The following is a 24,279-nucleotide window of genomic DNA, read 5'->3' as shown; positions in this document are numbered from 1 at the left end:
TGGGGTTGCGTCAGGTGACCAGACTTCGTTCTGAGGGCCGGAACACACGTCGGATTGGTTCTTGCAGATAATCGTGGGCCACTCTGCCAAGACCCAGCGTGAGATCTGCACGGATGTGGATCGCCGAGACGATCTCCAGGACGGGGAGATCGGCCACCGGCGCCAAGGCATGCGGCGTCAGGGAGAGAGCCGCGGGCCCGGTCCAGGCGCCCTTCAGCGCAATCTGCTCGAGGTGATATTCGACGAGCTCGCAGATGCGCGGGCTGCCGTCGACATGCGGGATGATCTTGAGCAGGAAGTTCGGCTCGCTGAGCGCTACCTTGACCTGGCCAAGATCGGCTTCGCGGTGCTTGTAGCCCATCGTACCCGTCGCAATCCGCAAGGGACCGTAGTCCAGCGTTCCGATCAGGGTGTCGATCTCGGTTCGCAATGTCGGCTGCGCCAGCTTTTTCGGAAAACCCCAGAGCTCGCGTCCGCCTGCAATCGGCCCTTCGTCGTTGAGGAACATGCAATGGCTGTAGCCGCCTCTGCGCCCGCGGAAGGAGACCGGGATGACCTGGCCGCTTTCCGTGTAGTCGCCAAAGCCATTCGAATCCGGCATGCGGATGAATTCATATTTGACGAGCGCTTCGCGTGCATCGAGCTCCAACGGCTCGGGCACCACGGCGCGCAGCTTTGCCGGATCGGTGCGATAGGTGATGATCAAATATTCGCGGTCCACAAACCGATACGGTCCTGGCGGATAGGCCGGACTGGTCAGCGGCATTGCAAAGGCCCGCTTTCGTACTTCACTCTCACGCATTTGGTTCTCCCTGCGGCCGATGACGGCCGGACCTATTCGCGACCATCGTTCTCGAGGTCGAATGTGAAGACGCCGTCCGCGCTGGCGGGGCGCGTGAGCACCTCGGGATGGCGCAGCGTGCGCAGCGCATCGTGGTAACCGGCACGCCAGTGATCCTGCATCGAAAGCCGGGAGAACTCGTAGTCCTTGGAGTGCCCTTCGTGAGTGCGCGCGCGATAGATCAGATGGACGATGTTGTAGACGTTGTGAGAGACCGCGGTGCTGAGGAGCTTCACGTCCTCATGTTCCTGCAGGTCTTCCGGAAGCCGGCCCAGCAGGGCAGTGAGCGCACGGCGGAGGCGCTGCACGCGCTTGAACTGGTCGGTGCTTGCGCGCGTGCGGCTCGAATATTGAATTTCCTTTTGACGCGTGACGACCTCGGGCAGATTGCCCGGAAGCTGGCCCTTCGCGCTCCAGAGGTCGACCTGAAACGCCAGCATGTCCTGCGGCGCACCCCAGTCGATCACCCATTGCAGCGGCGTATTGGACACCAGGCCGCCGTCCCAGTAGTGCTCGCCCTCGATCTCCACCGCGGGAAAGCCCGGCGGCAGCGCGCCGCTTGCCATGACGTGCTCCGGCAGGATCGTATGGGTGCTGTTGTCGAAATAGACGAAATTGCCCGTTCTTACGTTGACCGCACCTGCACTGAAGCGCGTCGTTCCCGCGTTGAGGCGATCGAAGTCGACCAGGCGCTCGAGCGTGCTCTTCAACGCGCTTGTGTCGTAGAAGCTGGTCGCCTCGGTCGTTCCGCCGGAATGCAACCAGGGCATGAGGGGGCGCGCCGAGAAAAATCCGTTTGCGCCGCATGCCGCGGCAAGGCCGGCGCTCATCTGGTTGAGGACATTGCGCGCATTGTCGTTGCGCCTATCGAGAAGTGGATTTCCAGACCAATCCCAGGGCGCAGTGGAGGTCACTTGCGTCCAGAAATCGCGGAGCCGGTCAACACGGGACTCCGGCGGGTTGCCCGCAATGATCGCGGCGTTGATTGCGCCGATCGAAATGCCGGCAACCCAATCCGGATGGATGCCGGCTTCGGCGAGCGCTTCATAGACGCCCGCCTGGTAGGCCCCCAGAGCGCCGCCGCCCTGCAGCAGCAGGGCAATGCAATCGAAGGGGAGCCGCCGATGGGTGGCCGGCAGGTGGGTTCGGGGCTGGAAGTTCATGACTTGGCTCGCTCTCGGGTGTGTGATGATCGAGGCTGACGTTGTGCGAAGGGATGGAAACGCGCAGCCTGAAAAGAAACTATACGGTTTAGTGTATATATGCGGTACGCCGATCAAGCAACTCACGAGATCGTGCTTCAGCGCCGGATCAGCACGTTCGCGCTCAGTGCTCAGTTGACCGCTGTCCGACCTTGGGCGGTTCGAGCATCACTTCCTTCAAGTGGCCGCCAGTGGCGACGACGACCACAAAGTTGAGTTTGCCATCCTGCTTCATCAGCCCGCCCGCGAGCGCACTTCCCGCCGCGGCTTTCTCAGCGATCCGCACCGCATCCGACAGCTCCTGCTTGATCCACTTCAGGGCGATGATGTTGGCGAGATCTCCTCGATCGAGCTCCTTCAGCGATGACGCAATTTCCGCTTGCGATACGCTGCCGGTGTTCGCATCTATGACATTTTCAAAGACCCGCTCGTTCTTGATCGTGCGCACGCGGTAGACTGGCGGGCCGGATATCTCGAAGCTGACGTCTGCTGTCCTCGAGCCGTCATGCAGACGCTCTGCAATCGCCATTGCCTGGCCGAGTGGGACCCGTGTGGTGCGGAATTGTTCGAGCACACGGTGCATCGTTGCTTCGTCGGCGTCTGCCTGCGCGGCTGTGCGGCGGCTTTCGGCGTCAGCAGGGGGCCGGGTGACATCGGCCATGGCTCCCGTGGCGGCGAGTGTGGCGGACCAAACGATGAGGGCAAACAACTGGTTCTTCGGCATTGAGTAGATCCTGTAGCGTCTTGTCTGAAGGTGTCTGGCGGTGCCGCTCGTCCGAGGCGGCGGCTGGGACGGTGCGCTCCGCTCAATCGAGCGGATCTCCCCACAATGTTTCGACATGCGGGTGACGGGCAGGTCGCAGCCCCCTTGCGGTCCGTCTCTGAGCGTGCAGGCGCTGTCGGGCCGTGATCTCTGGCGGCCTGCGGCCCGGGTCTGGTCGATCAGGAACGGCGGACTGCAACTGCGCCAGGCTTTCGCGCAGGCGTGCGTCCGTGGATGAAGTTGAGCCGGTCTCACTGACATCGGCAGCAGAATCGGCGACCTCAGGAGGTGGCATCGGCGATGTAGCCGCACCGCACTCATTTTCTGCGGGCGCCGGATTGACGAGGGACGCATTGGTATCGATGACAACCGCGTCCGGTCCTCTCATCTCAGAATGGATACGGATCGGCGGCCGCGCAGAATGCGAATCCGTGAGCCGGCTCGTCACAGGTGCGGGCAGCACCCAACCGGCCGCCAGAAGCAGCAAGAGCAAGGCTCCTCCAACCGACAGAAAATAGGCCCGCAGGGGAAGCTCGGGTTCGACAATGCTGCTCGCGTGTCGCGACAACGCAGATTTCCTGCTCACGACGCTTGGCTCCAGGACATGGAATGTTCTCGTCTCGTTGTCAGATGCCCCAGGGGCGTGGATGCCGGCGCGCGCGTTCGATATCGAGATAGCCGCGCTCGTCGAGCCATTCGATCGGGCAATAGGCCATCGCCTTCGGGTCGATCGCGTGGCCGTCGCGCTTGAGGGCTGTTCGCGTGCCGGTGAGTCCGGTCCACAGTGAAGCACCGGTGGCCGGCTCCACCTGCATGACGTCGAACACTTCGATGAAGTTGAGCATGTCGGAATTCCGGGATCCTCAGGCGGCGGGCGGGGAAGGGGGCTCGGCCCCTTCAAGCGCGACGCCTCTGCGGACCAGCTGCGATTCGATCATGTCGAACACGCATTCGACTGGCGCGACCCAGACGTTGACCCAATAGATGATGCAATCGCGAGCGAGCAGTAGTGCCGGGGTCATGCGCGGACCCGTCGGTTGGCCGCATGCCGCATCGGTGCCGGCGCGCGATCGGCGAGCGCATGCACCCAAGCAAGCACCGAGATCGCGACACCCAGCAGCAGGCTCACGCCCACGAGCGATATGGCCACGGCCAGATTGAGCGACGCGACGGCTATTCCCGGCCAGGGATTTTCGCGTGCGAGCGCAAAGAACAGGCTTGACATCTTCGACCTTCGAAATAAACTACACCGTATAGTTCATATACAGCGCGGATCGTGCAGCGTGTCAAGAGCAGAGACTCACAAGCGCGTGTTCGTACTGGTCGACAGCGGGGCCTCGGGCGCAAGACCGCGACTCCGGCTCGGAAAGCAGATGTCTCAACTTCAGAAAGGATCCGTCATGTTCAAGAATCGACTGATGCTCGCAGTCTTGGTGTTCGTTTCGTTGGGCGGCGGGGTTGCCATCGCCCAGGAGGACCGCGGCACAGCAGAGCAGAGGGCGGCATGCGCGCCCGATGCATTTCGTCTGTGCGCCGGCTACATCCCTGACCCCACCAATGTGGAAGCCTGTCTCAGGCAAAGAAAGTCGGACCTGAGCGACGCTTGCAGAGCCGTCTTCGAGAACGCCGCGGCCGCTGCTTCGGTGAGAACCATCGGATCGCACCGCTATCGCGGCGCAAAAGATGGGGAATGACCGTATGAACACGATCTATGCTCCCGCTTTCGCCGCGTTCGGGGGCTCGGCCTTCGGAGCCATTTCCACAATCGTGACGGGATGGGTGACCCGTCGTCGCAGGGTCCGTGAGCGTCATCATGCCCAGACGGTCTCCAAGCGCGAAAAGCTGTATCGATGCWTCATCGAAGAGGCGTCCCGGCTGTACGCGGACGCGCTGACCAGCGATAAATCCGAGATCCCGGCGTTGGTGAATTTGTATGCGCTTATCGGGCGTATGCGGATTCTGTCCGACGATGAGGTGGTCCACGCCGCGGAGCGGGCAGGCCGACTGATCATCGAAACCTACCTTGCACCCAACACGTCGTTCGTCGACCTGCCGGCTTTCCTGGAGGAGATGGATCCGCTGCGTGAATTCGGCGAGGCCTGCCGGCGTGAAATGCACACGATTCATTCGCGTTGAGGCCGACCATGCAGAAGGTGGAGACTCCCCGTCAGATTGGATCGTCGTGCACTCGTGAACGAATTGTGCAGGCTGCAATCCGCCTGTACCGCGAGATCGGGTACCGGAAGACCACGGTTGCCGACGTCGCTCGCGACGCGTCAATGTCGCCTGCAAATCTCTATCGGTTTTATGCCTCCCGCAGCGCGCTCGAAGAGGCCGTCGTGACCGAGCTGCTCGAGGAGGTGTCGGCGGCGGCTGCAAGTGCAGCGCGAACCGGGCGCTCGGGCCTGGAGCGGCTGAATGCGGTCTTCAGGGCGATCTCCCGGATCCATGAAGATAGGCTGGCAAACAATGTCCGATTGCACGAACTGGTGGTCGCCGCAGGACAAGCAAACTGGCCGGCCAGCCTGTCCCATGCCGATCGGCTTCGCGGTGTCGTGCAGTCGGTCATCGCGGCCGGGCAGGCCGGCGGCGAATTTCGAGCCGGGAGCCCGATGGCGTTGGCCTGCTGCCTGCTCGATGCGATGGACGCATACCTCAATCCGTCCCGCATCAAGGCGACCGCCGTTCGGCCGGCCTTCAACGAGATGATGAGATTTTGCGCGGGAGCGCTCGGCAACGCCGCGTCCGTTGACGCGGCGTCGTTTCAAGTGACCAGCATCGGGGCCGATTTGCGTTACAAGTCCGCCTGTCGAACCTGACGCGCGGCGATCGCCGGCTCACGGCGTCCAGTCTGCCTCGCAGGCCGCAAGGAAAAAGCCAACCCGCTCGCGCACGAAGGAGGGCAGCTCCCGTCTCAGCTCCTTGGGTGTTTCTCCCACCAACGAGCGAAACAGCATCGGCAGCAGGATCAGATCCAGGAAGATCTGAGCGGTGGCAAGGCTTCGCTTGCCGGTGAAGGGACCTTTTGGCGCGCGCGCGAGCTTCTGCGTGGTTTCATTCAAGAGTTGGGAGACGGCGTTCACGGAGCGATCGCGCGCGGCATCGTGGACGTTGCGGCTCAACTCGGGGAAGCGCTGCGCTTCGGCGATCGTGGCGCGGACCATGCCCATCGATTCTTCGATGACCTTCTCGACGACGGCGGTGCCGAGGCTCGAGAGCTTGTCCTGAAGGCTGCGGCCCTCGGGCTCGAAGCCATCGAAATCCGTCAGCCCGCTGATGGTGCGGGCCACGACCGCCGCGAACAGTGCCTCCTTCCCCGGAAAATGAGCATAGATGGTTGGCTTGCTCGCCGGCGCCAGCTCGGCGATGTCGTCGATACTGGCACTACGGTAGCCCTTCTCGAGAAAGAGCTGCTGGGCTGCATCAAGGATCCGGACCTGAACGTCACCGGCGAGGTCTTTGGGCGGTCTGCCCCGTTTCGGGGCGTTTTTCTTCGTCATCCGTCGGTCTCCCAATCACGAGCCTGTGCCCGCGCAGATCGCACTTGACATGCCCGGCGAGAAAAGGCAATAAAAAGAAAATATACGGTATAGTTTAATTTATCCGTCGCTTGGACCCTCATAGGACCGGCGACGGCCTTCCGGATGGTCGAGGCCCGCAAAAGTGCACGTTGGCCCCGATCATCAGGTCCACTTCAGGAGATCACAGTGACTATGTTGAGCCCGGACCCGCACCACCCAGAAGCTGGCGTCCTGCTGCGTGAACTGCATCACAGGGTCGATAAAGGGATCGCCTCGGCGATCGATCTGGTCTCGGTTGCGGTCCTCCGGGCCGATGGGGCGGAAGCCAAGGCCGCCTTAAGCGGTGTGGTCGAGCTGTTGCACGGACATGCCGAGCTGCATCGGGCGCTTACAATGCCCCAGGGCGAAGCCCTCAACGATGCCGCAACCTACATTCGCAGACTGGGCTGCGCCATGCGCCAGTCCCTGCTGGATCGGATGGGGATCCGGCTGACACTCACCACCGACTCTCTCCCGCTTCAAACAGAGCGGTGCTGGCGCCTTGGCCTGATCGTCCACGGCCTCATCGTAAACGCAGCGAAGCATGCGTGTTTCGATGGGCGAGCCGGCGAGATCAAAGTCAAGCTGGCGCGCATCGGCGCGGTGGCGAACTGCGTCGTGCTGGACAACGGCTCGCGGTCGGCGCGGGCGGCCCCGGGTCGGGAGCTCCAGATCAGCAGTGACCTTACCAAGGGGCTCGGGGGACGGATCGAGCACGGCTTCGCCGCCGAGTTCACATCCGTCGTTCTCTCGTTTCACTTGAGCGAGCGGGAACAACGGGCGAGCTGGTCGATGGCGACGCGCCGCATCAGGTCGCCGCGCCCGCTGAGGGCGAGGTCGTCCGTGACGCTTGGCTCGGGCTCCGGCCTCTCGGATCAGGTCGGACGCCAGGCCGTGATCGAAGCGGATCCAAACTTGTCGCGAGCGCATCCGAACGAACAGGCTCCGCTTTGCAAGGGCCCGGACGTTTTGGGCGAGCTGCTGTCACCCTCTCACCGCATGGACGCGCTATGAAACCGCGCTATTCGAACCCCGCCAAAATCGATCGAACCGAGTGCTTGCTGAGGCCTCTCGCCGGCTTGGCGCTTGCGCTCGTTGCAGCCGCGCTCAGTGGCTGCAACGATCGCACCGATATCCCATCCGCACATGCCGCGTTCGTGCGCACGGAGGTCGTCCAGCCGAAGGACCGGCAAGCCTCGATCACCTTGACCGGCGAGGTGCAGCCCCGCTTTCGCGCCGATCTCTCGTTCCGTGTCAGCGGACGTGTGATCGCGCGCTATGTCGATGTCGGGACCCACGTCAAGGCCGGCGAAGTGCTGGCCCTTCTCGACCCCGCCGAGCAGGAGGCCGATGTCGATGCTGCGACCGCTGCTGTCCTCGCCGCCGAATCCCAGCTGCGTGTGGCGAAGGCGACTTTCGAGCGGCAGAAGGCGCTGATCGCCAGCGGCTTCACCACGCGTACGGCCTACGACCAGGCGCAGGAAGGATTGCGGACCGCAGAAGGCGCGCTCGAAGCGGCAAGGGCGCAACTGGGCACGTCAAAGGATGTTCTTGGCTACACGGCGCTGCGCGCCGAAGCGGACGGCGTCGTCACCGCACGCAGTCTGGAAACCGGTCAAGTCGTTCAGGCTGCGCAACCCGTATTGTCGCTGGCGCAGGATGGGGAGCGGGACGCCGTCTTTGACGTCTATGAGTCCATTTTCCTCAGCAATGCCGACGACCGCAACGTTTCGTTGGCGCTGGTCTCCGATGCGGGCGTGACCGCAAGCGGCCACGTTCGGGAGGTTTCGCCGGCCGTCGACGCCAAGAGTTCAACCATTCGGGTCAAGGTGGCCATCAAGGACCCGCCTGCCGCAATGACGCTTGGAAGCCCCGTCGCGGGATCCGTGAAAGTAAAGGCCCAGCAGCAAATCGCATTGCCCTGGCGCGCATTGATGGCGGCGGGCACCAGCCCCGCGGTCTGGACCGTCGATCCGGCTACGCGGACAGCTTCGCTGAAGCCGGTAACAGTCGGTGCATACGAGGCCGGAGAAGTATTGATCAAGGCAGGTCTCGAGCCGGGCGAGCGCGTCATCGTCGACGGCGGCAAACTTTTGAGCGTGGGCCAGCCCGTGACTTATGAAGGAGACCGCTCATGACCAACCGCGCAATGATTGTGGCTGCCCCGCTTGCATGCGCACTCGCACTCGCACTTGCCGGATGTCAGCAGGAAACAAAGGCGCCGGAGCCCGCGCGGCCCGTCCAATCGGTGCTTCTCGAAGCGGACCACGCCGACGATACAGTTGCGGTGGGCGTTGTCGAGCCGCGCTACAAAACCAATCTCGGATTCCGTGTGCTGGGACGCCTGACGACGCGCCCGGTCTATGTCGGCGATCTCGTGAATGAAGGACAGACGGTCGGCATCATTGACCAGACGGCCCTTGAGCTCGCGGTTCGCTCGGCCAAAGGGGAGCTTGCCAAAGCCGAGGCCCAGTTCGCGACCGTCAGAGCCACGGAGGAACGGCAGCGAACGCTCATCACCACCGACGCGACCACAAAGCAGACGCTGGATAACGCMGAGCAGGCGCGCGCCGGCGCCGAAGCAACGGTGGCGCACGAACAGGCAAGCCTGACCAAGGCGATCGAGCAGCTCGGCTATTCTCAGATCAAGGCCGACTTCGCCGGTGTGGTCACCGCAGTCGGCGCGGAAGTCGGCCAGGTGGTATCTCCCGGCCAAAGCGTGGTGACAATCGCGAGACCCGATATTCGCGAAGCCGTCGTCGATATCGGACAGGACTTTCCGGTTCCACTGGAGGTCGGCCTGCCGTTTACGGTCAGCTTACAGCTCGTGCCCGCCGTTCAGGTGCAAGGCAGCATTCGCGAGATCGCGCCGCAAGCCGATCCGGTAACGCGCCTGCGGCGGGTCCGCATTGCGCTCAACAACCCGCCTGAAGGCTTCCGCCTTGGCGCGACCGTCACCGCGAAACTTGACAAGGGTCAGGCCCGGATATTGCGCGTGCCCGCCTCGGCGCTGCTCGCCAAGGACGGCGCGAACTTCGTGTGGATCGTCGATCAACCCGCCAGCACGGTGTCGCTGCAAAAAGTCGATGTCGTCGCTGACCCAATCGGCGCGCGCGTCACCGGCGGACTGGCTCCCGGCGCGCGCGTCGTCACCGCCGGGATCCACAGCCTCAAGCCAGGACAGCAAGTCCGTATCGAACAGGATCAGAAGCCATGAAGTCGTTCAACCTTTCCGACTGGGCGCTCAGTCATCGTTCGCTCGTCTGGTATTTCATGATTGCCTTTATGGCAGCGGGACTTTTTGCCTACCTTCAGCTGGGACGGCAGGAAGACCCCGACTTCACCATCAAAACGATGGTGATTCAGGCGCAGTGGCCGGGCGCCTCGCCTGAAGAGATGACACGTCAGGTCACCGACCGGATCGAGAAGAAGCTCGAGGAGCTGGAATCGCTCGATTACACCAAGAGCGTGACCGTTGCGGGCCAGACCACCGTCTTCGTTTATCTGCGCGACACCACCAAGGCTGCCGACGTCAAGCCGACATGGGTTCGCGTCCGCAACATGATCGCGGATATCAAGGGCGATTTCCCGCAAGGAGTGATTGGGCCCGGCTTCAACGATCGCTTCGGCGACGTGTTCGGCAACATCTATGCGTTCACCAGCGACGGCTTGAGCCAACGTCAGCTGCGCGATCAAGTGGAAGACGTCCGGGCCAAGGTCTTGACCGTGCCTGATGTCGGCAAGGTCGACATCCTGGGCGCCCAGGACGAGGTGATCTATCTGGAATTCTCCACCCGCAAGATTGCGGCCCTTGGTCTCGACGTCCACTCCATCATGAATTCTCTGCAGGGGCAGAATGCGGTCGCCCCGTCCGGCGTCTTTCAGGAGGGGCCGGAGCGGATCAGCGTGCGGGTGAACGGCCAGTTCACGTCTGAGGCAAGCCTGAAGGCAGTCAATCTGCGCATCAACGATCGCTTCTTTCCGCTGACTGACGTCGCAACCATCACGCGCGGTTATGCCGACCCGGCCAGGACGTTGTTCAGATACAATGGCGAGCCGGCGATCGCGCTTGCCATCGGCATGAAGTCGGGAGCAAATCTGCTGCACTTCGGCGAGGCGCTGAAGGAGGAGATGTCGAAAATCACGGCCGACTTGCCGGTCGGCGTCGGCGTTCAACTCGTCGCCGATCAACCCATCGTGGTCGAGCATGCCGTGTCCGGCTTCACCGAGGCGCTGTTCGAGGCCGTGATCATCGTCCTCGGCATCAGCTTTCTCAGCCTGGGCATGCGCGCCGGACTCGTCGTCGCGATTGCGATTCCGCTGGTTCTGGCCATCACCTTCGTCGTGATGGCCTACGCCGGCATTTCGCTTCAGCGAATCTCGCTTGGTGCCTTGATCATCGCGCTCGGCCTCCTGGTAGATGACGCCATGATCGCGGTCGAAATGATGGTGGCGCGGCTCGAGGTCGGAGATCCCCTCGAAAAGGCCGCGACCCATGTCTATACCTCGACCGCGTTTCCTATGCTGACTGGCACGCTGGTGACCGTGGCCGGCTTCATTCCGATCGGGCTCAATAACAGCAATGCGGGCGAGTTCACCTTCACGCTGTTCGTTGTCATCGCGGTCTCCCTGATCGTCTCCTGGATCGTCGCGGTGCTGTTCACGCCGTTGCTCGGCGTCACCATCCTGCCTGCAAAAATAAAGGGTCATCATGCGGAGAAGGGGCGCGTAGCGCAGTTGTTCGCGCGTGTCTTGCTCTTCTGCATGCACTACCGCTGGGTCACCATCGGCGTCACGGTTGCAGCCTTTCTGCTGGCGCTGTTCGGCATGAATTTCGTGCAGCAGCAGTTTTTCCCGTCATCGGATCGCGCCGAGCTGGTGATCGACTGGAACTTGCCGCAGAACGCGTCGATCGCGGACTCCAATGCACAGATGGCGCGCTTCGAGCGCGAGCAGCTTCAGGGCAACAATTCGGTCGATCACTGGTCGACCTATGTCGGCACCGGCTCGCCGCGCTTCGTCCTGTCCTTCGACGTACAGACCGCCAACACCTGGTTTGGCCAGATGGTGGTCGTGACCAAAGGCGGCATCAAGGCGCGCGACGAGGTCAAGGCACGGTTCGAGGACTATCTGAAGAAGACGTTCCCCGGGACCGACACCTACGTCAAGCTGCTCGAAGTCGGCCCCCCGGTGGGGCGTCCCGTGCAGTATCGCTTGAGCGGGCCCGACATCGCGAAGGTGCGAGACCTCTCGCAGAAGCTTGCCGGCATCGTGCGGAGCAACCCCGACCTCGGCAATGTCGTGTTCGACTGGATGGAGCCGGCCCGCGTCGTCAAGGTCGACGTTCTCCAGGACAAGGCGCGCCAGCTCGGCGTGACCTCGGAGGACATTGCGACGACCTTGAACTCCGTGCTCGAAGGCTCGCCGATCACCCAGGTGCGCGACAGCATCTACCTGGTCAATGTCACCGGACGTGCAACCGCGCCGGAACGTGCCTCCATCAACACGCTGCGCGACCTGCAATTGACCGGACTCGGCGGTCAATCCGTGCCGCTCGGGGCCGTGGCCAATTTGCGTTACGAGCTCGAGCAGCCGACGATCTGGCGGCGTGCACGGATCCCCACCATCACGTTGAAGGCCGGCATCGTTGGCAACGTGCAGCCCAAGACCGTCGTAGACCAGCTCGCGACGAAGGTGGCGGAGTTCAGCAAAGCGCTGCCGGCCGGCTATTCGGTGATGACCGGCGGCTCCGTGGAGGAGAGCGCCAAGAGCCAGGCGCCGATCATGGCCGTCGTTCCGCTCATGCTCTTCGTCATGGCGACGGTCCTGATGATCCAGTTGCAGAGCTTTCATCGCTTGTTTCTGGTGTTCGCCGTTGCGCCGCTCGCCGTCATCGGTGTGGTCATGGCGCTACTGCCGAGCGGCGCCCCGCTTGGCTTCGTGGCCATCCTCGGCGTGCTCGCCCTGATCGGCATCCTGGTGCGCAACTCCGTGATCCTGATCGTGCAGATCGAGGATTTGAGGAAGGAGGGGCGCGCGGCTTGGGATGCCGTCGTGGAGGCGACCGAGCATCGCATGCGGCCGATTCTGTTGACGGCGGCCGCGGCGAGTCTCGCGCTGATTCCGATCGCGCGCGAGATCTTCTGGGGCCCGATAGCCTACGCGATGATGGGCGGCATCATCGTCGGCACCCTGCTGACGCTGCTGTTCCTGCCCGCGCTGTATGTGGCCTGGTTCCGCATTCACCCTCATCACAGCGATCACTCAACCCCGCACGGGCCCACCGCGCCTGCGCACGACACGCCAGCCACGGAGGCGATCTCCGTATCCAAGCCCGCGCCAGTTCTCGAAACACAGATCTAAACAGGAGAAAAGACTATGTCCCACAAGATACTTCCAATTCTGCCGCTTACCGCAGCACTCGCAATCATGACCTTGTCTTCCAATGCAGCATTCGCGCAGTTCCCTCCGCCGCCCCCGATGGCCGGGCCTCCGCCGATGGCGGCCGCCGGCCCGCCTCCGCTGGCAGCGGGAGGTCCTCCGGCCTTCGCGGCTCGTCCTCCGATGGGACCTGGCGGTGCGCCGCGTGCCGGCCTCGGCGGCCCGGCGCCTCGTCTCGGTGCTGGAGCTGCACCGCGCGGTGCTCTCGCAGGGGCCGGGCGGGGCGGACCGGCGGTGGTGAACGCGGCTCGCGCCACATCGGTCACCTACAACCGCTTCGGGGACTACGGCCGCTACGGCCATCGCGCCGCCTATGCCGCAGGCGCCTATGCTGCCGGAGCCACTGCCGGCTACGCCTATGGCGGCTCGGGCTATGACTATTCCTCGGGCAGTGACTGCTACTACGTCTACAGGCGGTACCGGCGCGTTATGGTGTGCAATTAGCGCATCGCGATGTGCTTAGAACCGGCTTCATCCTGCAACATTGGCCGCTGCCTTCCGGAGTATCGCCGCGCGGGCAAGGTTGCGACCGTGCGACGAATGCCTATTATCAGTCGGATAAGCCCAGTGCTGCGACCAGTAAGTCATTGATTGTTCTCTATCCGTCGCTGACTCTTAATCAGCGGGTCCCAGGTTCGAGCCCTCGTGCGCCCACCAAGCTTTTCAATGGCTTGGCGACCCCTCGCAGAGGCCATTCCGACAAGCGGTCAGCGGCTACTGGTGCTTAGTCAATCTTTCGTCCGGAAGTCAGGTGGGGCGAGGCGGGAACAGGACAGATCCGCGCAATCCGCTGGGCAGAGGCGGCGGAAAGTCGAACGAAGGCGCAACGCAGCTCGGCGCGGGCCCCATCGCGCAACTGTTGCGTTGACCCATGCGAGCGGGCTCTTCGCATCTTCGGCGTCATATCGATGCGCCATCAGCCGCTCGCTTTCCGCAAGGCGGCTCGAAGCACGAACTCGGCAAGGGCATCGGCATCAACTCTTTCGTGGCAGCCTCGGCCTTTACGGCCGGCGCGCCAGTCGGATCGTTGATCATCAAATATTTCGGCTGGCACGGCCTGTTTGCAGTTAACGTGCCGACCGGCCTGATCGCGTTTCTGGTCGCGCTCTATTCGATCCCTAAAACACCGGTCTATGCGCGGCCGTTCGATCTTGGGGGCGCGTTTCTCTATTCGGCTGCGTTCGGTCTGCTGTTGTTCACATTCAACGGGTTCGGTCACGAACAGCCCTGGTGGCTCCTGGCCGCTTTGATCGTCGGGACGGTGTTGTTCTGGTGGGCCTATCTGCAGCGCGAGGGACAGAAGCCGACGCCGCTCCTCCCAATTGACCTGATCAGGCTGCCGCTCTTTCGGATGGCAGTGCTGACGTCGATCTGCTCGTTCATCGCGCAGATGTCGGCGATCCTGGTTCTGCCGTTCTTCATCGAACATATCGGCTATCATGACCCCGCCGTCATCGGCCTGCTGATCACGCCGTGGCCCGCGGCGGTCATTGTCACCGCGCTGGTGGCCGGCAATCTCGTCGATAAATTCTCGGCCGCGCAGTTGTGCACGGGCGGCCTATTGTTGCTGGCGGCTGGGCTCGCCTCGCTGGCCATTCTGGTGACAGGAGCGACACCGCTCCGCATCGCTTGCAGCATGGCCGTCTGCGGCGTCGGTTTCGGACTGTTCCAGTCCCCCAACAACTGGGCTCTGATCAGCGCGGCGCCACCGGCCAGAAGCGGGGCAGCAAGCGGCAGCCTGAGTTCGGCGCGGCTGGTGGGGCAGTCGCTCGGGGCCGCCATCGTCGCAATCATGCGGAGTTCGGTCCGAACGGTGCGCCCTCGATCTGCCTTTTCCTCGGCGCGGCGGTCGCGATCATCGCGGCATGCGTGAGCGCGCTCAGGCTCGGAGCTTATTCAACAAGCTCACGCGGAGCAGCCGAAGCGGCGGCAGTGTCGTCCGGCGCCGATGACAACAGGACGGAAGCAATGGAATCTGCGATGCTGAACGACGTTTAGGTACCTTCGCGTGAGCCTCGGCGACCGCTTTGATGCGGGACCGAATGTCCGGCGGAAGCCTTGACGATGTCGGGCAGGGCTACGACCATCGCGCAGATGGACGACGGCCGTGTCGCCTACACCCTGGGACGTCACGCACCGAACCTACGGCCTTGCGAGCCACGCGCTTGGGTGAGCCCCAGATCCGGTGTTGGTAACCGTTCGATCCCATTGCGAAGCGGGCATCCCCGCGAATAGTTGGGCATTTCTCTGCGAGATATGCGCAATGGAGGATGTGCTCTCTTCAATACAGCGACTGACCCGCGTCTAAGCCAGATGGAAATCGTGGTAGCTGACCAACGTTCCCGTTGTCTTATCTGCCTCGATCTGGAAGCCGGTGGGATCAAACGTTCCCAACAAAGCGATGTTGGCGGTATGGGCTCCGTCGGTGATGCTCAGAGTCCCGCCGCTGTTGTCGGCGTTGGCGGTGTAGTTCAGCGTCGGAGCATTGGCGAAGTTGAAGTCGAGAAGATCGATATGATCGTCTGCGGTCATCCCGGACACGGTCCCCGAGAAATTGAACGAATCGCCGAGGATGAGGGTTCCGGTTGCGCCTGCAGCAAACGTGGTATTTTCCGCCGAAGCATGTGCAAACGCCAGCGTCGCGGTCCCACTGATCAGCGCTGAACCACTGCCGTTGACGTTGCCGTCGATCGTGACGTTGCCGTCGTTGGCCCACAACAGACCCGTATTGAAGACGTCGCTGTGAATGACAAGCCCGCCGTCGCCGGTTGCCTCGAGGGTACCCGAGTTGGTGACGGCGTTGGTCCCGGTATCAATGTCGAGAGAATTGGTGCCGGTAGCGATAATGGTGCCCTCGTTGACGAGGGTCATCAGTCCATCCCCGATGTGTCCCGCGCCGGCGATGGTGTTGTCAACGTTCGTGAGCGTGACGTCCGCGACCGTTCCGGTGATGACGTTCTCGCTGCTGTCAGTCAATTCAACATGGCCACCGCCCAGCAGGGTGATGCCAAGCTCGATCAACTGCAGATCGGCCTCGTTTCCGGTTGAGTTCAACTCAATCGTGCCGGTGTTGTCGATGATGCCGCTCAACGGCAGCATCGCGCCATCGCCGATCACCAGGCTGCCTGAATTTTCCATGACCGGTGTTTGATCGAATACGAAGTCGCTTGAGGTTAGCGAATTCGTATCGACGCCATGCAGCGTGATCGACTGACCTTCTCCCAGTGTGATCACCGCGTTGCCGTCACCGTCATTGGCCGTGTGCGCCTGAATGTCGCCGAAGCCGGTGAACTCGGCATAGCCGATCAGGTCGATCTGGTCGTGCGCGGTGTCGAAATTGTAGATCGTATCGTGGCCGATCGGTTGGGCGAAAACGATCAAGTCGCTGCCGCTCGAAGCGGTCAGGTTGTCGTCCCCCGAAATGGCGAAGATTGGGAAGCCGGCCGCGTAGGCTTCGACATTGTCGAAAACAAGCCTGGTCCCCGTGCTGCCGTCCGCCTCGGTCCATGTCTCCGCGACGTTCAGGACAACCGCGCCCGCGAAGTCGGTGAGCGTGGTAACCGCCAGCGACCGGACATCACTTGTTTGCGCCGTCCAGGTGCCATCGCCGTTGTTCGTCCCGGCGTTCAGACTCCAACCTAACGGAACACCGCTGATTGTGACCGTGATGAGGTCGTTCGGGTCCGACGATGGATCGGTCAGGCCGAGGTTGATCTGCTCTCCGGCGATGCCGGCCGGAGCTACTCCGGTCGCAAAGTCGGCGGCGGTCAATGACGTTACCCCTGCGAGATGTATTTCCAGCAGGCCGGCGTTGCCGCCTGCGAGAGCACCATTCGTGGCGTTGCCATAGACGATCGTCTGGTTGTTGGCGGTATCGACGAACCAGGCAAACGTATGCGCCCCAACCGAGCTCGTCGCCGTGGCCAACGATGTGCCAATCGATGTGATTGCAAAGCCCGAGGTGGCCGCAATTTTATCGGACCCCGACGTAAAATCGGTGATCGTGTCGAAGCCGGCATGGTTCGAGTCGGTAGCAATCGTATATCTGAACGTGTCGTTGCCAATGCCGCCGGACAGAATGTCGATGCCCGCTCCGCCGGTGAGCGTGTCGTTTCCAGAACCCCCGAGAAGCAGATCGGAGCCGTTTCCGCCATTCAAGGTGTCGTCGCCGCCGAGACCCACCACGATATCGTTGCCGTCGTTGCCCGAGATGGTCTCACCGTTGGAAGTTCCGACCAGAGTATTATCCGAGGAATTGCCGGTTAACCCCGCCAGCAGATTAGGCAAGTCGTCGGTGATCGCGGAATAGGTCACCGTGCCGCCTCCATTGAGCGCGACCGCGAGATTTCCGTTTTCAAAGCCGGTGGCGCTAGCCTGCCAGCTCGAAGCCAGGAGATCGAGCGTTCCCGTTGGAGAACCGTCAAAGTAGTTTTGCAACGCGCTTTCGAACGTTGCATTCGAGAGGATTTGCTCGAGCTGGGTGGAGGAGAAAACCAGGGTGATGTCGTCTGTGCCATTTCCACCGTTGTAGGTGGTCGTCCCGTTGATGTGATTCCACGCTGTCACCAGCGTATCGCCGCCGTTGCCCATCAATATCGACCAATTGCCGGGTGCCGGTGCTGCGTTGAAGTCGAAAGTCGCGTCGGCGAAGTTCGCAATGTCGGTGCCGTTTGCGAAATTGATCGTGTGCCCGCTCACGCTGCCTGCAAGCGTAATCGTTACAGTCACCGGACTGCCGGACAGGGAGCCGTCGGTCGCGTGGTAGGTAAAGCTGTCCGTGCCCAGGAAGGAGGTGTCAGTTCGCGTATATGTAAACGAGCCATTTGCGTTCAACGTCACCGTTCCGTGGGTCGGGTTTGTGTCTTTCACCGCCGTGATCGCGCTGTCGGGATCGCTGTCATTGGCAAGGACACCCGTCGCTGACACAGTCAACGTATTACTGACGCTGGTATCCAGGATATAGCTGTCGCTTGCCGCCACGGGAGCGTCGTTTACGGCGGCGACGCTGACGGTGACGCTGTGCGAGACGCTGGAGTCGGTGCCGTCATTGACCACCACGTTCACCGTCCGGCTGGTCGTCGTCGGCGCGTCGCTGGTGTTGTTGTAGACGATGCCGTCGAGAATCGTCTGGTAGGTGGCCTTTGAGGCCGAGCCGGTGATCGAGAGGACACCGGTTGCCGCGGTGTAGGTGACGGTCAAACCGGCCGCCGCGGCCGTCGCAGCGGCATTGAGCGACAGTGACTCGACCGCGTTGCCATCGGGCCGCGCCGTCAGCGTGGCCGTCAGCGACTGCAGGTTGGCCGTGTCGACATCGGTGATGGTCGCCGACGGCGCAATGACCAGAGGCGTCTGCTCGGTGAACGCGGCCGTGGCGTCATTGCCGGCTCCTGCACCGTTGAGGTCGACAACCGGGACGTCGTTCACGGCGGCGACGCTGATGCTGACGCTGTGCGAGACGCTGGAGTCGGTCCCGTCACTGACCACCACGTTCACCGTCCGCGATGCCGTGGTCGGCGTATCGCTGGTATCGTTGTAGACGATGCCGTCCAGGATCGTTTGATAGGTGGCCTTTGAAGCCGAGCCGCTAACCGATAATACCCCGGTGGCCTGGCTATAGCTCACGGTCAGACCTGCCGCGGCTGCCGTTGCCGCCGCATTCAACGACAACGATTCGACCGTGTTGCCATCGGGTCGCGTCGTCAAGGTCGCCGTCAATGATGTCAGATTGGCCGAGTCGACGTCAGTGATCGTCGCCGACGGCGCAATCGCCAGAGGCGTCTGTTCGGTGAACGCGGCCGTGGCGTCGTTGCCGGCTCCTGCACCGTTGAGGTCCACAACCGGGGCGTCATTCACGGGGGCAACGCTGATGCTGACGCTGTGCGAGACGCTGGAATCGGCGCCGTCATTGACCACCACGTTCACCGTCCGGCTGGTCGTCGTCGGTGCGTCGCTGGTGTTGTTGTAGACGATGCCGTCCAGGATCGTCTGGTAGGTGGCCTTGGAAGCCGAGCCGATAACCGACAATACCCCGGTCGTCTGGCTATAGCTCACGGTCAAACCGGCGGCGGCCGCCGCCGCTGCGGCATTGAGCGACAGGGACTCGACCGTGTTGCCATCGGGGCGCGCCGTCAGCGTGGCCGTCAGCGACTGCAGGTTGGCCGAGTCGACATCGGTGATGGTCGCCGAAGGCGCAATCACCAGAGGCGTCTGTTCCGTGAACGCGGCCGTGGCGTCATTGCCGGCTCCTGCACCGTTGAGGTCCACAACCGGGGCGTCATTTACGGGGGCAACGCTGATGCTGACGCTGTGCGAGATGCTGGAATCGGCGCCGTCGTTGACCACCACGTTCAACGTCCGCGGTGTCGTGGTCGGCGCGTCGCTGGTGTTGTTGTAGACGATGCCGTCCAGGATCGTCTGGTAGGTGGCCTTTGAAGCCGAGCCGGTAACCGACAATACCCCGGTGGCCTGGGTATAGCTCACGGTCAGACCTGCCGCGGCTGCCGTTGCGGCCGCGTTCAGCGACAACGATTCGACCGTGTCGCCGTCGGGCCGCGTCGTCAAGGTCGCCGTCAATGAGGTCAGATTGGCCGAATCGATGTCAGTGATCGTCGCCGAAGGCACGACCACCAACGGGGTCTGTTCGATGAACGAAGCGGAAGCGTCATTTCCGGTTGCCGCACCATTGAGATCCACAATCGGAGCATCGTTGGTGCCGTTGATAGTGACGGTGACGATCTGGCTGGCCGAGCCGTCGGAGGAGACGGCGGTGAAGGCGTCTGTGATCGACTGCCCGGCGCCGAGCTGCTGGATGGCGGTCTGGCTATTGTCGGCGGTGTAGGTCCAGTTGCCGGCGGCATCGAGGGTGAAGGTGCCGTAGCCGTGGCTGCCGGCGGTGCCGGCTGTCGTGGTGAAATTGGCCTGGCCCTGGTCGGCGTCGGAGATGGTGAGCGCGCCGCTGGTTGCGATGTTGCCGGCGACGGGGCTTACGTCTTCGGTCACGCTGCCGGTGGCGACGCCGCCGATCACGGCGGTGTCGTTGGTGCCGGTCAGGGTGATGGTCAGCGTCGAGTTCGCCGTCGCGCCATGCTCGTCGGTGACGGTGTAGCTCGCCACCACGTCGGTGGTGGCGCCCTGCGCCAGATGCTGGTAGGCCGCGTTGGCGGCATCGAAGCTGTAGCTGCCGTCCGGGTTGATCGTCAGCCCGGCGACTGCCGCATCGAGGCTGTAGCTCAGCGTGGCGCCGTCATCGACGTCGCTGTCATTGCTCGCGACGGTGCCGGCGATGGTGCTGTCTTCCAGGCCGCTGTTGGCGTCGGCCACCGCGACCGGCGCGTCATTGGTGCCGGTCAGGGTGATCGTCAGCGTCGCGTTCGACGTCGCGCCATGTTCGTCGTTGACGGTGTAGTTCGCCACCACGTCGGTGGTGGCGCCCTGCGCCAGATGCTGGTAGGCCGCGTTGGCGGCATCAAAGCTGTAGCTGCCGTCCGGGTTCAGCGTCAGCCCGGCGACCGCGCTGGTCTGCGCATAGGTCAGGCTGGCCCCGTCATCGACGTCGCTGTCATTGCTCGCGACGGTGCCGGTGATGGTGCTGTCCTCGCTGCCCGCGTTGGTGTCGGCCACCGCGACCGGCGCGTCGTTGGTGCCGGTCAGGGTGATGGTCAGCGTCGCGGCGGCGCTCGCGCCATGCTCGTCGGTGACGGTGTAGTTCGCCACCACGTCGGTGGTGGCGCCTTGGCCCAGGTGTTGGTAGGACGCATTCGACGCATCGAAGCTGTAGCTGCCGTCCGGGTTGATCGTCAGCCCGGCGACCGCGCTGGTCTGCGCATAGGTCAGGCTGGCCCCGTCATCAATGTCGCTGTCGTTACTCGCGACGGTGCCGGCGATGGTGCTGTCCTCGGTGCCGGCATTGGTGTCGGCGACCGCGACCGGCGTGTCGTTGGTGCCGGTCAGCGTGATCGTCAGCGTCGAACTCGCCGTCGCGCCATGCTCGTCGGTGACCGTGTAGTTCGCTACCACGTCGGTGGTGGCGCCCTCGGCCAAATGCTGGTAGGCGGCGTTGGCGGCGTCGAAGCTRTAGCTGCCGTCCGGGTTCAGCGTCAGGCCGGCCACCGCGCTGGTCTGCGCATAGGTCAGGATCGCGCCGTCATCGAYGTCGCTGTCATTGGTCGCGACCGTGCCGGTGATGGTGSYRTCTTCCAGACCGCTATTGGCGTCGGCCACCGCGACCGGSGYGTCGTTGGTGCCGGTCAGGGTGATGGTCAGCGTCGCGGCGGCGCTGGCGCCATGCTCGTCGGTGACGGTGTAGTTCGCCACCACGTCSGTGGTGGCGCCCTGCGCCAGATGCTGGTAGGCCGCATTCGACGCATCGAAGCTATAGCTGCCGTYCGGGTTCAGCGTCAGGCCGGCCACCGCGGCATCGAGGCTGTAGCTCAGAGCGGCGCCGTCATCGACGTCGCTGTCATTGCTCGCGACGGTGCCGGCGATGGTGCTGTCTTCCAGACCGCTGCTGGTGTCGGCGACCGCGACCGGGGCGTCGTTGGTGCCGGTCAGGGTGATGGTCAGCGTCGCGGCGGCGCTCGCGCCATGCTCGTCGGTGACGGTGTAGCTCGCCACCACGTCGGTGGTGGCGCCCTGCGCCAGATGCTGGTAGGCGGCGTTGCCGGCATCGAAGCTGTAGCTGCCGTCCGGGTTCAGCGTCAGGCCGGCGACTGCCGCATCGAGGCTGTAGCTCAGCGTGGCGCCGTCATCGACGTCGCTGTCATTGCTCGCGACGGTGCCGGTGATGGTGCTGTCTTCCAGACCGCTGCTGGTGTCAGCCACCGCGACCGGGGCGTCGTTGGTGCCGGTCAGCGTGATCGTCAGGGTCGCGCCCGAGGTTGCGCCATGCTCGTCGGTGACGGTGTAGTTCGCCACCACATCCGTCGTGGCGCCCTGCGCCAGGTGCTGGTAGGCCGCGTTGGCGGCATCGAAGCTGTAGCTGCCGTCCGGGTTCAGCGTCAGGCCGGCCACCGCGGCATCGAGGCTGTAGCTCAGCGTGGCGCCGTCATCGACGTCGCTGTCATTGCTTGCGACGGTGCCGGTGATGGTGCTGTCCTCGGTGCCGGCATTGGTGTCGGCCACCGCGACCGGCGTGTCGTTGGTGCCGGTCAGGGTGATGGTCAGCGTCGAGCTCGCCGTCGCGCCATGCTCGTCGGTGACGGTGTAGCTCGCCACCACGTCGGTGGTGGCGCCTTGGCCCAGGTGTTGGTAGGACGCATTCGACGCATCGAAGCTGTAGCTGCCGTCCGGGTTCAGCGTGAGGCCGGCCACCGCCGCATCGAGGCTGTAGCTCAGCGTGGCGCCGTCATCGACGTCGCTGTCATTGCTCGCGACGGTGCCGGTGATGGTGCTGTCTTCCAGACCGCTGCTGGTGTCAGCCACCGCGACCGGGGCGTCGTTGGTGCCGGTCAGCGTGATCGTCAGCGTCGCGTTCGACGTCGCGCCATGCTCGTCGGTGACGGTGTAGTTCGCCACCACATCCGTCGTGGCGCCCTGCGCCAGGTGCTGGTAGGCGGCATTCGACGCATCGAAGCTGTAGCTGCCGTCCGGATTCAGCGTGAGGCCGGCCACCGCGGCATCGAGGCTGTAGCTCAGGCTGGCCCCGTCATCGACGTCGCTGTCGTTGCTCGCAACCGTGCCGGTGATGGTGGAATCTTCCAGACCGCTGCTGGTGTCGGCCACCGCGACCGGGGCGTCGTTGGTGCCGGTCAGCGTGATGGTCAGCGTCGCGTTCGACGTCGCGCCGTGCTCGTCGGTGACGGTGTAGTTCGCCACCACGTCCGTGGTGGAGCCCTGCGCCAGATGCTGGTAGGCGGCGTTGGCGGCGTCGAAGCTGTAGCTGCCGTCCGGGTTCAGCGTCAGGCCGGCGACCGCGCTGGTCTGCGCATAACTCAGGTTGGCGCCGTCGTCGACGTCGCTGTCATTCGTTGCGACCGTGCCGGTGATGGTGCTGTCCTCGGTGCCGGCATTGGTGTCGGCGACCGCGACCGGCGTGTCGTTGGTGCCGGTCAGCGTGATCGTCAGCGTCGCGCCCGAGGTTGCGCCATGCTCGTCGGTGACCGTGTAGTTCGCCACCACGTCGGTGGTGGCGCCCTCGGCCAAATGCTGGTAGGCGGCGTTGGCGGCGTCGAAGCTGTAGCTGCCGTCCGGGTTGATCGTCAGACCGGCCACCGCGGCATCGAGGCTGTAGCTCAGCGCCGCGCCGTCATCGACGTCGCTGTCATTGCTCGCGACGGTGCCGGCGATGGTGCTGTCTTCCAGACCACTGCTGGTGTCGGCGACCGCGACCGGCGTGTCGTTGGTGCCGGTCAGCGTGATCGTCAGCGTCGCGCCCGAGGTTGCGCCATGTTCGTCGGTGACGGTGTAGTTCGCCACCACATCGGTGGTGGCGCCCTGCGCCAGATGCTGGTAGGCCGCATTCGACGCATCGAAGCTGTAGCTGCCGTCCGGGTTCAGCGTCAGGCCGGCGACCGCGGCATCGAGGCTGTAGCTCAGCGCCGCGCCGTCATCGACGTCGCTGTCGTTGGTCGCAACCGTGCCGGTGATGGTGGCATCTTCCAGACCGCTGCTGGTGTCGGCCACCGCGACCGGGGCGTCATTGGTGCCGGTCAGCGTGATCGTCAGCGTCGCGCCCGAGGTTGCGCCATGCTCGTCGGTGACGGTGTAGTTCGCCACCACGTCGGTGGTGGCGCCCTGCGCCAGATGCTGGTAGGCCGCATTGGCGGCATCGAAGCTGTAGCTGCCGTCCGGGTTGATCGTCAGGCCAGCGACCGCGGCATCGAGGCTGTAGCTCAGCGCCGCGCCGTCATCGACGTCGCTGTCGTTGGTCGCAACCGTGCCGGTGATGGTGGCATCTTCCAGACCGCTGCTGGTGTCGGCCACCGCGACCGGGGCGTCGTTGGTGCCGGTCAGGGTGATGGTCAGCGTCGCGGCGGCGCTGGCGCCATGCTCGTCGGTGACGGTGTAGTTCGCCACCACGTCGGTGGTGGCGCCCTGCGCCAAATGCTGGTAGGCCGCATTGCCGGCATCGAAGCTGTAGCTGCCGTCCGGGTTCAGCGTCAGGCCGGCCACCGCGGCATCGAGGCTGTAGCTCAGCGCCGCGCCGTCATCGACGTCGCTGTCGTTGGTCGCAACCGTGCCGGTGATGGTGGCATCTTCCAGACCGCTGCTGGTGTCGGCCACCGCGACCGGGGCGTCATTGGTGCCGGTCAGCGTGATCGTCAGCGTCGCGCCCGAGGTCGCGCCATGCTCGTCGGTGACGGTGTAGCTCGCCACCACGTCGGTGGTGGCGCCCTGCGCCAGATGCTGGTAGGCCGCGTTGGCGGCATCGAAGCTGTAGCTGCCGTCCGGGTTGATCGTCAGCCCGGCGACTGCCGCATCGAGGCTGTAGCTCAGCGTGGCGCCGTCATCGACGTCGCTGTCATTGCTCGCGAC

Annotated in this window: 16 protein-coding genes; 9 read left to right on the top strand and 7 right to left on the bottom strand. The window is 63.7% G+C overall.

The genetic code is table 11. The annotated features are described in order from the left end of the window. Positions 1-10 precede the first annotated feature (10 nt). The 5 genes from ACXJMY_RS13460 to ACXJMY_RS13440 form a co-directional block, all read right to left on the bottom strand. Positions 11-802: an acetoacetate decarboxylase gene (locus tag ACXJMY_RS13460; protein WP_456619825.1), complete on the bottom strand. Its 792-nt coding sequence runs from the start codon at positions 800-802 to the stop codon at positions 11-13. Positions 803-834: 32 nt separating this feature from the next. Further along, entirely contained in the window at positions 835-2,004 is a 1,170-nt protein-coding gene (locus tag ACXJMY_RS13455) for a patatin-like phospholipase family protein (RefSeq protein ID WP_456619938.1), read from the bottom strand. A gap of 163 nt (positions 2,005-2,167) precedes the next feature. After that, a complete protein-coding gene (locus tag ACXJMY_RS13450; protein WP_456619824.1) occupies positions 2,168-2,767 on the bottom strand; it encodes a PepSY domain-containing protein in 600 nt (199 codons plus the stop codon). Between the two features lie 665 nt (positions 2,768-3,432). Next, positions 3,433-3,651, bottom strand: a complete 219-nt coding sequence (locus ACXJMY_RS13445; protein ID WP_456619823.1) for a hypothetical protein — start codon at positions 3,649-3,651, stop codon at positions 3,433-3,435. Between the two features lie 173 nt (positions 3,652-3,824). Beyond that, positions 3,825-4,031, bottom strand: coding sequence for a hypothetical protein (locus ACXJMY_RS13440; RefSeq protein WP_456619822.1), 207 nt, complete (start codon positions 4,029-4,031; stop codon positions 3,825-3,827). A 175-nt stretch (positions 4,032-4,206) separates the two neighbouring features. Here ACXJMY_RS13440 and ACXJMY_RS13435 point away from each other — a divergent pair, with 175 nt between their 5' ends. Genes ACXJMY_RS13435 through ACXJMY_RS13425 form a run of 3 tightly spaced genes read left to right on the top strand, consistent with a single transcriptional unit; the run spans position 4,207 to position 5,625 of the window. After that, positions 4,207-4,500 (top strand): hypothetical protein, encoded by a 294-nt coding sequence (locus ACXJMY_RS13435; protein WP_456619821.1) that lies wholly within the window; start codon positions 4,207-4,209, stop codon positions 4,498-4,500. Between the two features lie 4 nt (positions 4,501-4,504). Further along, positions 4,505-4,942: a hypothetical protein gene (locus tag ACXJMY_RS13430; protein WP_456619820.1), complete on the top strand. Its 438-nt coding sequence runs from the start codon at positions 4,505-4,507 to the stop codon at positions 4,940-4,942. Positions 4,943-4,950: 8 nt separating this feature from the next. Further along, a complete protein-coding gene (locus ACXJMY_RS13425; protein ID WP_456619819.1) occupies positions 4,951-5,625 on the top strand; it encodes a TetR/AcrR family transcriptional regulator in 675 nt (224 codons plus the stop codon). Positions 5,626-5,643: 18 nt separating this feature from the next. Here ACXJMY_RS13425 and ACXJMY_RS13420 read toward each other — a convergent pair whose 3' ends face one another. Next, a complete protein-coding gene (locus tag ACXJMY_RS13420; protein ID WP_129272913.1) occupies positions 5,644-6,306 on the bottom strand; it encodes a TetR/AcrR family transcriptional regulator in 663 nt (220 codons plus the stop codon). Between the two features lie 213 nt (positions 6,307-6,519). Here ACXJMY_RS13420 and ACXJMY_RS13415 point away from each other — a divergent pair, with 213 nt between their 5' ends. The 6 genes from ACXJMY_RS13415 (at position 6,520) to ACXJMY_RS13390 (ending at position 14,680) form a co-directional block, all read left to right on the top strand. After that, complete coding sequence (locus ACXJMY_RS13415) at positions 6,520-7,380, top strand: sensor histidine kinase (protein WP_456619937.1); 861 nt, start codon at positions 6,520-6,522, stop codon at positions 7,378-7,380. Then, positions 7,377-8,504 carry an efflux RND transporter periplasmic adaptor subunit gene (locus ACXJMY_RS13410; RefSeq protein ID WP_456619818.1) on the top strand — a complete coding sequence of 376 codons (1,128 nt, stop codon included), beginning with the start codon at positions 7,377-7,379 and terminating at the stop codon, positions 8,502-8,504. Before ACXJMY_RS13415 ends, ACXJMY_RS13410 begins: the two co-directional genes overlap by 4 nt. Beyond that, the gene (locus tag ACXJMY_RS13405) at positions 8,501-9,583 is read left to right on the top strand and encodes an efflux RND transporter periplasmic adaptor subunit (protein WP_456619817.1); all 1,083 of its coding nucleotides are present in this window, start codon (positions 8,501-8,503) and stop codon (positions 9,581-9,583) included. Before ACXJMY_RS13410 ends, ACXJMY_RS13405 begins: the two co-directional genes overlap by 4 nt. After that, a complete protein-coding gene (locus ACXJMY_RS13400) occupies positions 9,580-12,729 on the top strand; it encodes an efflux RND transporter permease subunit (protein WP_456619816.1) in 3,150 nt (1,049 codons plus the stop codon). The genes ACXJMY_RS13405 and ACXJMY_RS13400 overlap by 4 nt, the downstream gene beginning before the upstream one ends. Positions 12,730-13,044: 315 nt before the next feature. Then, the gene (locus tag ACXJMY_RS13395; protein ID WP_456619815.1) at positions 13,045-13,251 is read left to right on the top strand and encodes a hypothetical protein; all 207 of its coding nucleotides are present in this window, start codon (positions 13,045-13,047) and stop codon (positions 13,249-13,251) included. Between the two features lie 427 nt (positions 13,252-13,678). Continuing rightward, the gene (locus ACXJMY_RS13390; protein WP_456619814.1) at positions 13,679-14,680 is read left to right on the top strand and encodes an MFS transporter; all 1,002 of its coding nucleotides are present in this window, start codon (positions 13,679-13,681) and stop codon (positions 14,678-14,680) included. A gap of 431 nt (positions 14,681-15,111) precedes the next feature. Here ACXJMY_RS13390 and ACXJMY_RS13385 read toward each other — a convergent pair. Then, positions 15,112-24,279: VCBS domain-containing protein (locus ACXJMY_RS13385; protein WP_456619813.1), on the bottom strand; the 9,168-nt coding region annotated here is incomplete at its 5' end.

This window comes from Bradyrhizobium sp. P5_C12 (assembly GCF_054049735.1).
Note: the sequence above shows the minus strand (reverse complement) of the source record. Positions and strands in the feature narration are given on the sequence as shown.

Coding starts and splice junctions, on each gene's coding strand:
- ACXJMY_RS13390 (WP_456619814.1), top strand. CDS start 13,679: ATGCGAGCGGGCTCTTCGCATCTTCGGCGTCATATCGATGCGCCATCA.
- ACXJMY_RS13460 (WP_456619825.1), bottom strand. CDS start 802: ATGCGTGAGAGTGAAGTACGAAAGCGGGCCTTTGCAATGCCGCTGACC.
- ACXJMY_RS13420 (WP_129272913.1), bottom strand. CDS start 6,306: ATGACGAAGAAAAACGCCCCGAAACGGGGCAGACCGCCCAAAGACCTC.
- ACXJMY_RS13445 (WP_456619823.1), bottom strand. CDS start 3,651: ATGCTCAACTTCATCGAAGTGTTCGACGTCATGCAGGTGGAGCCGGCC.
- ACXJMY_RS13455 (WP_456619938.1), bottom strand. CDS start 2,004: ATGAACTTCCAGCCCCGAACCCACCTGCCGGCCACCCATCGGCGGCTC.
- ACXJMY_RS13400 (WP_456619816.1), top strand. CDS start 9,580: ATGAAGTCGTTCAACCTTTCCGACTGGGCGCTCAGTCATCGTTCGCTC.
- ACXJMY_RS13435 (WP_456619821.1), top strand. CDS start 4,207: ATGTTCAAGAATCGACTGATGCTCGCAGTCTTGGTGTTCGTTTCGTTG.
- ACXJMY_RS13415 (WP_456619937.1), top strand. CDS start 6,520: ATGTTGAGCCCGGACCCGCACCACCCAGAAGCTGGCGTCCTGCTGCGT.
- ACXJMY_RS13425 (WP_456619819.1), top strand. CDS start 4,951: ATGCAGAAGGTGGAGACTCCCCGTCAGATTGGATCGTCGTGCACTCGT.
- ACXJMY_RS13410 (WP_456619818.1), top strand. CDS start 7,377: ATGAAACCGCGCTATTCGAACCCCGCCAAAATCGATCGAACCGAGTGC.
- ACXJMY_RS13450 (WP_456619824.1), bottom strand. CDS start 2,767: ATGCCGAAGAACCAGTTGTTTGCCCTCATCGTTTGGTCCGCCACACTC.
- ACXJMY_RS13440 (WP_456619822.1), bottom strand. CDS start 4,031: ATGTCAAGCCTGTTCTTTGCGCTCGCACGCGAAAATCCCTGGCCGGGA.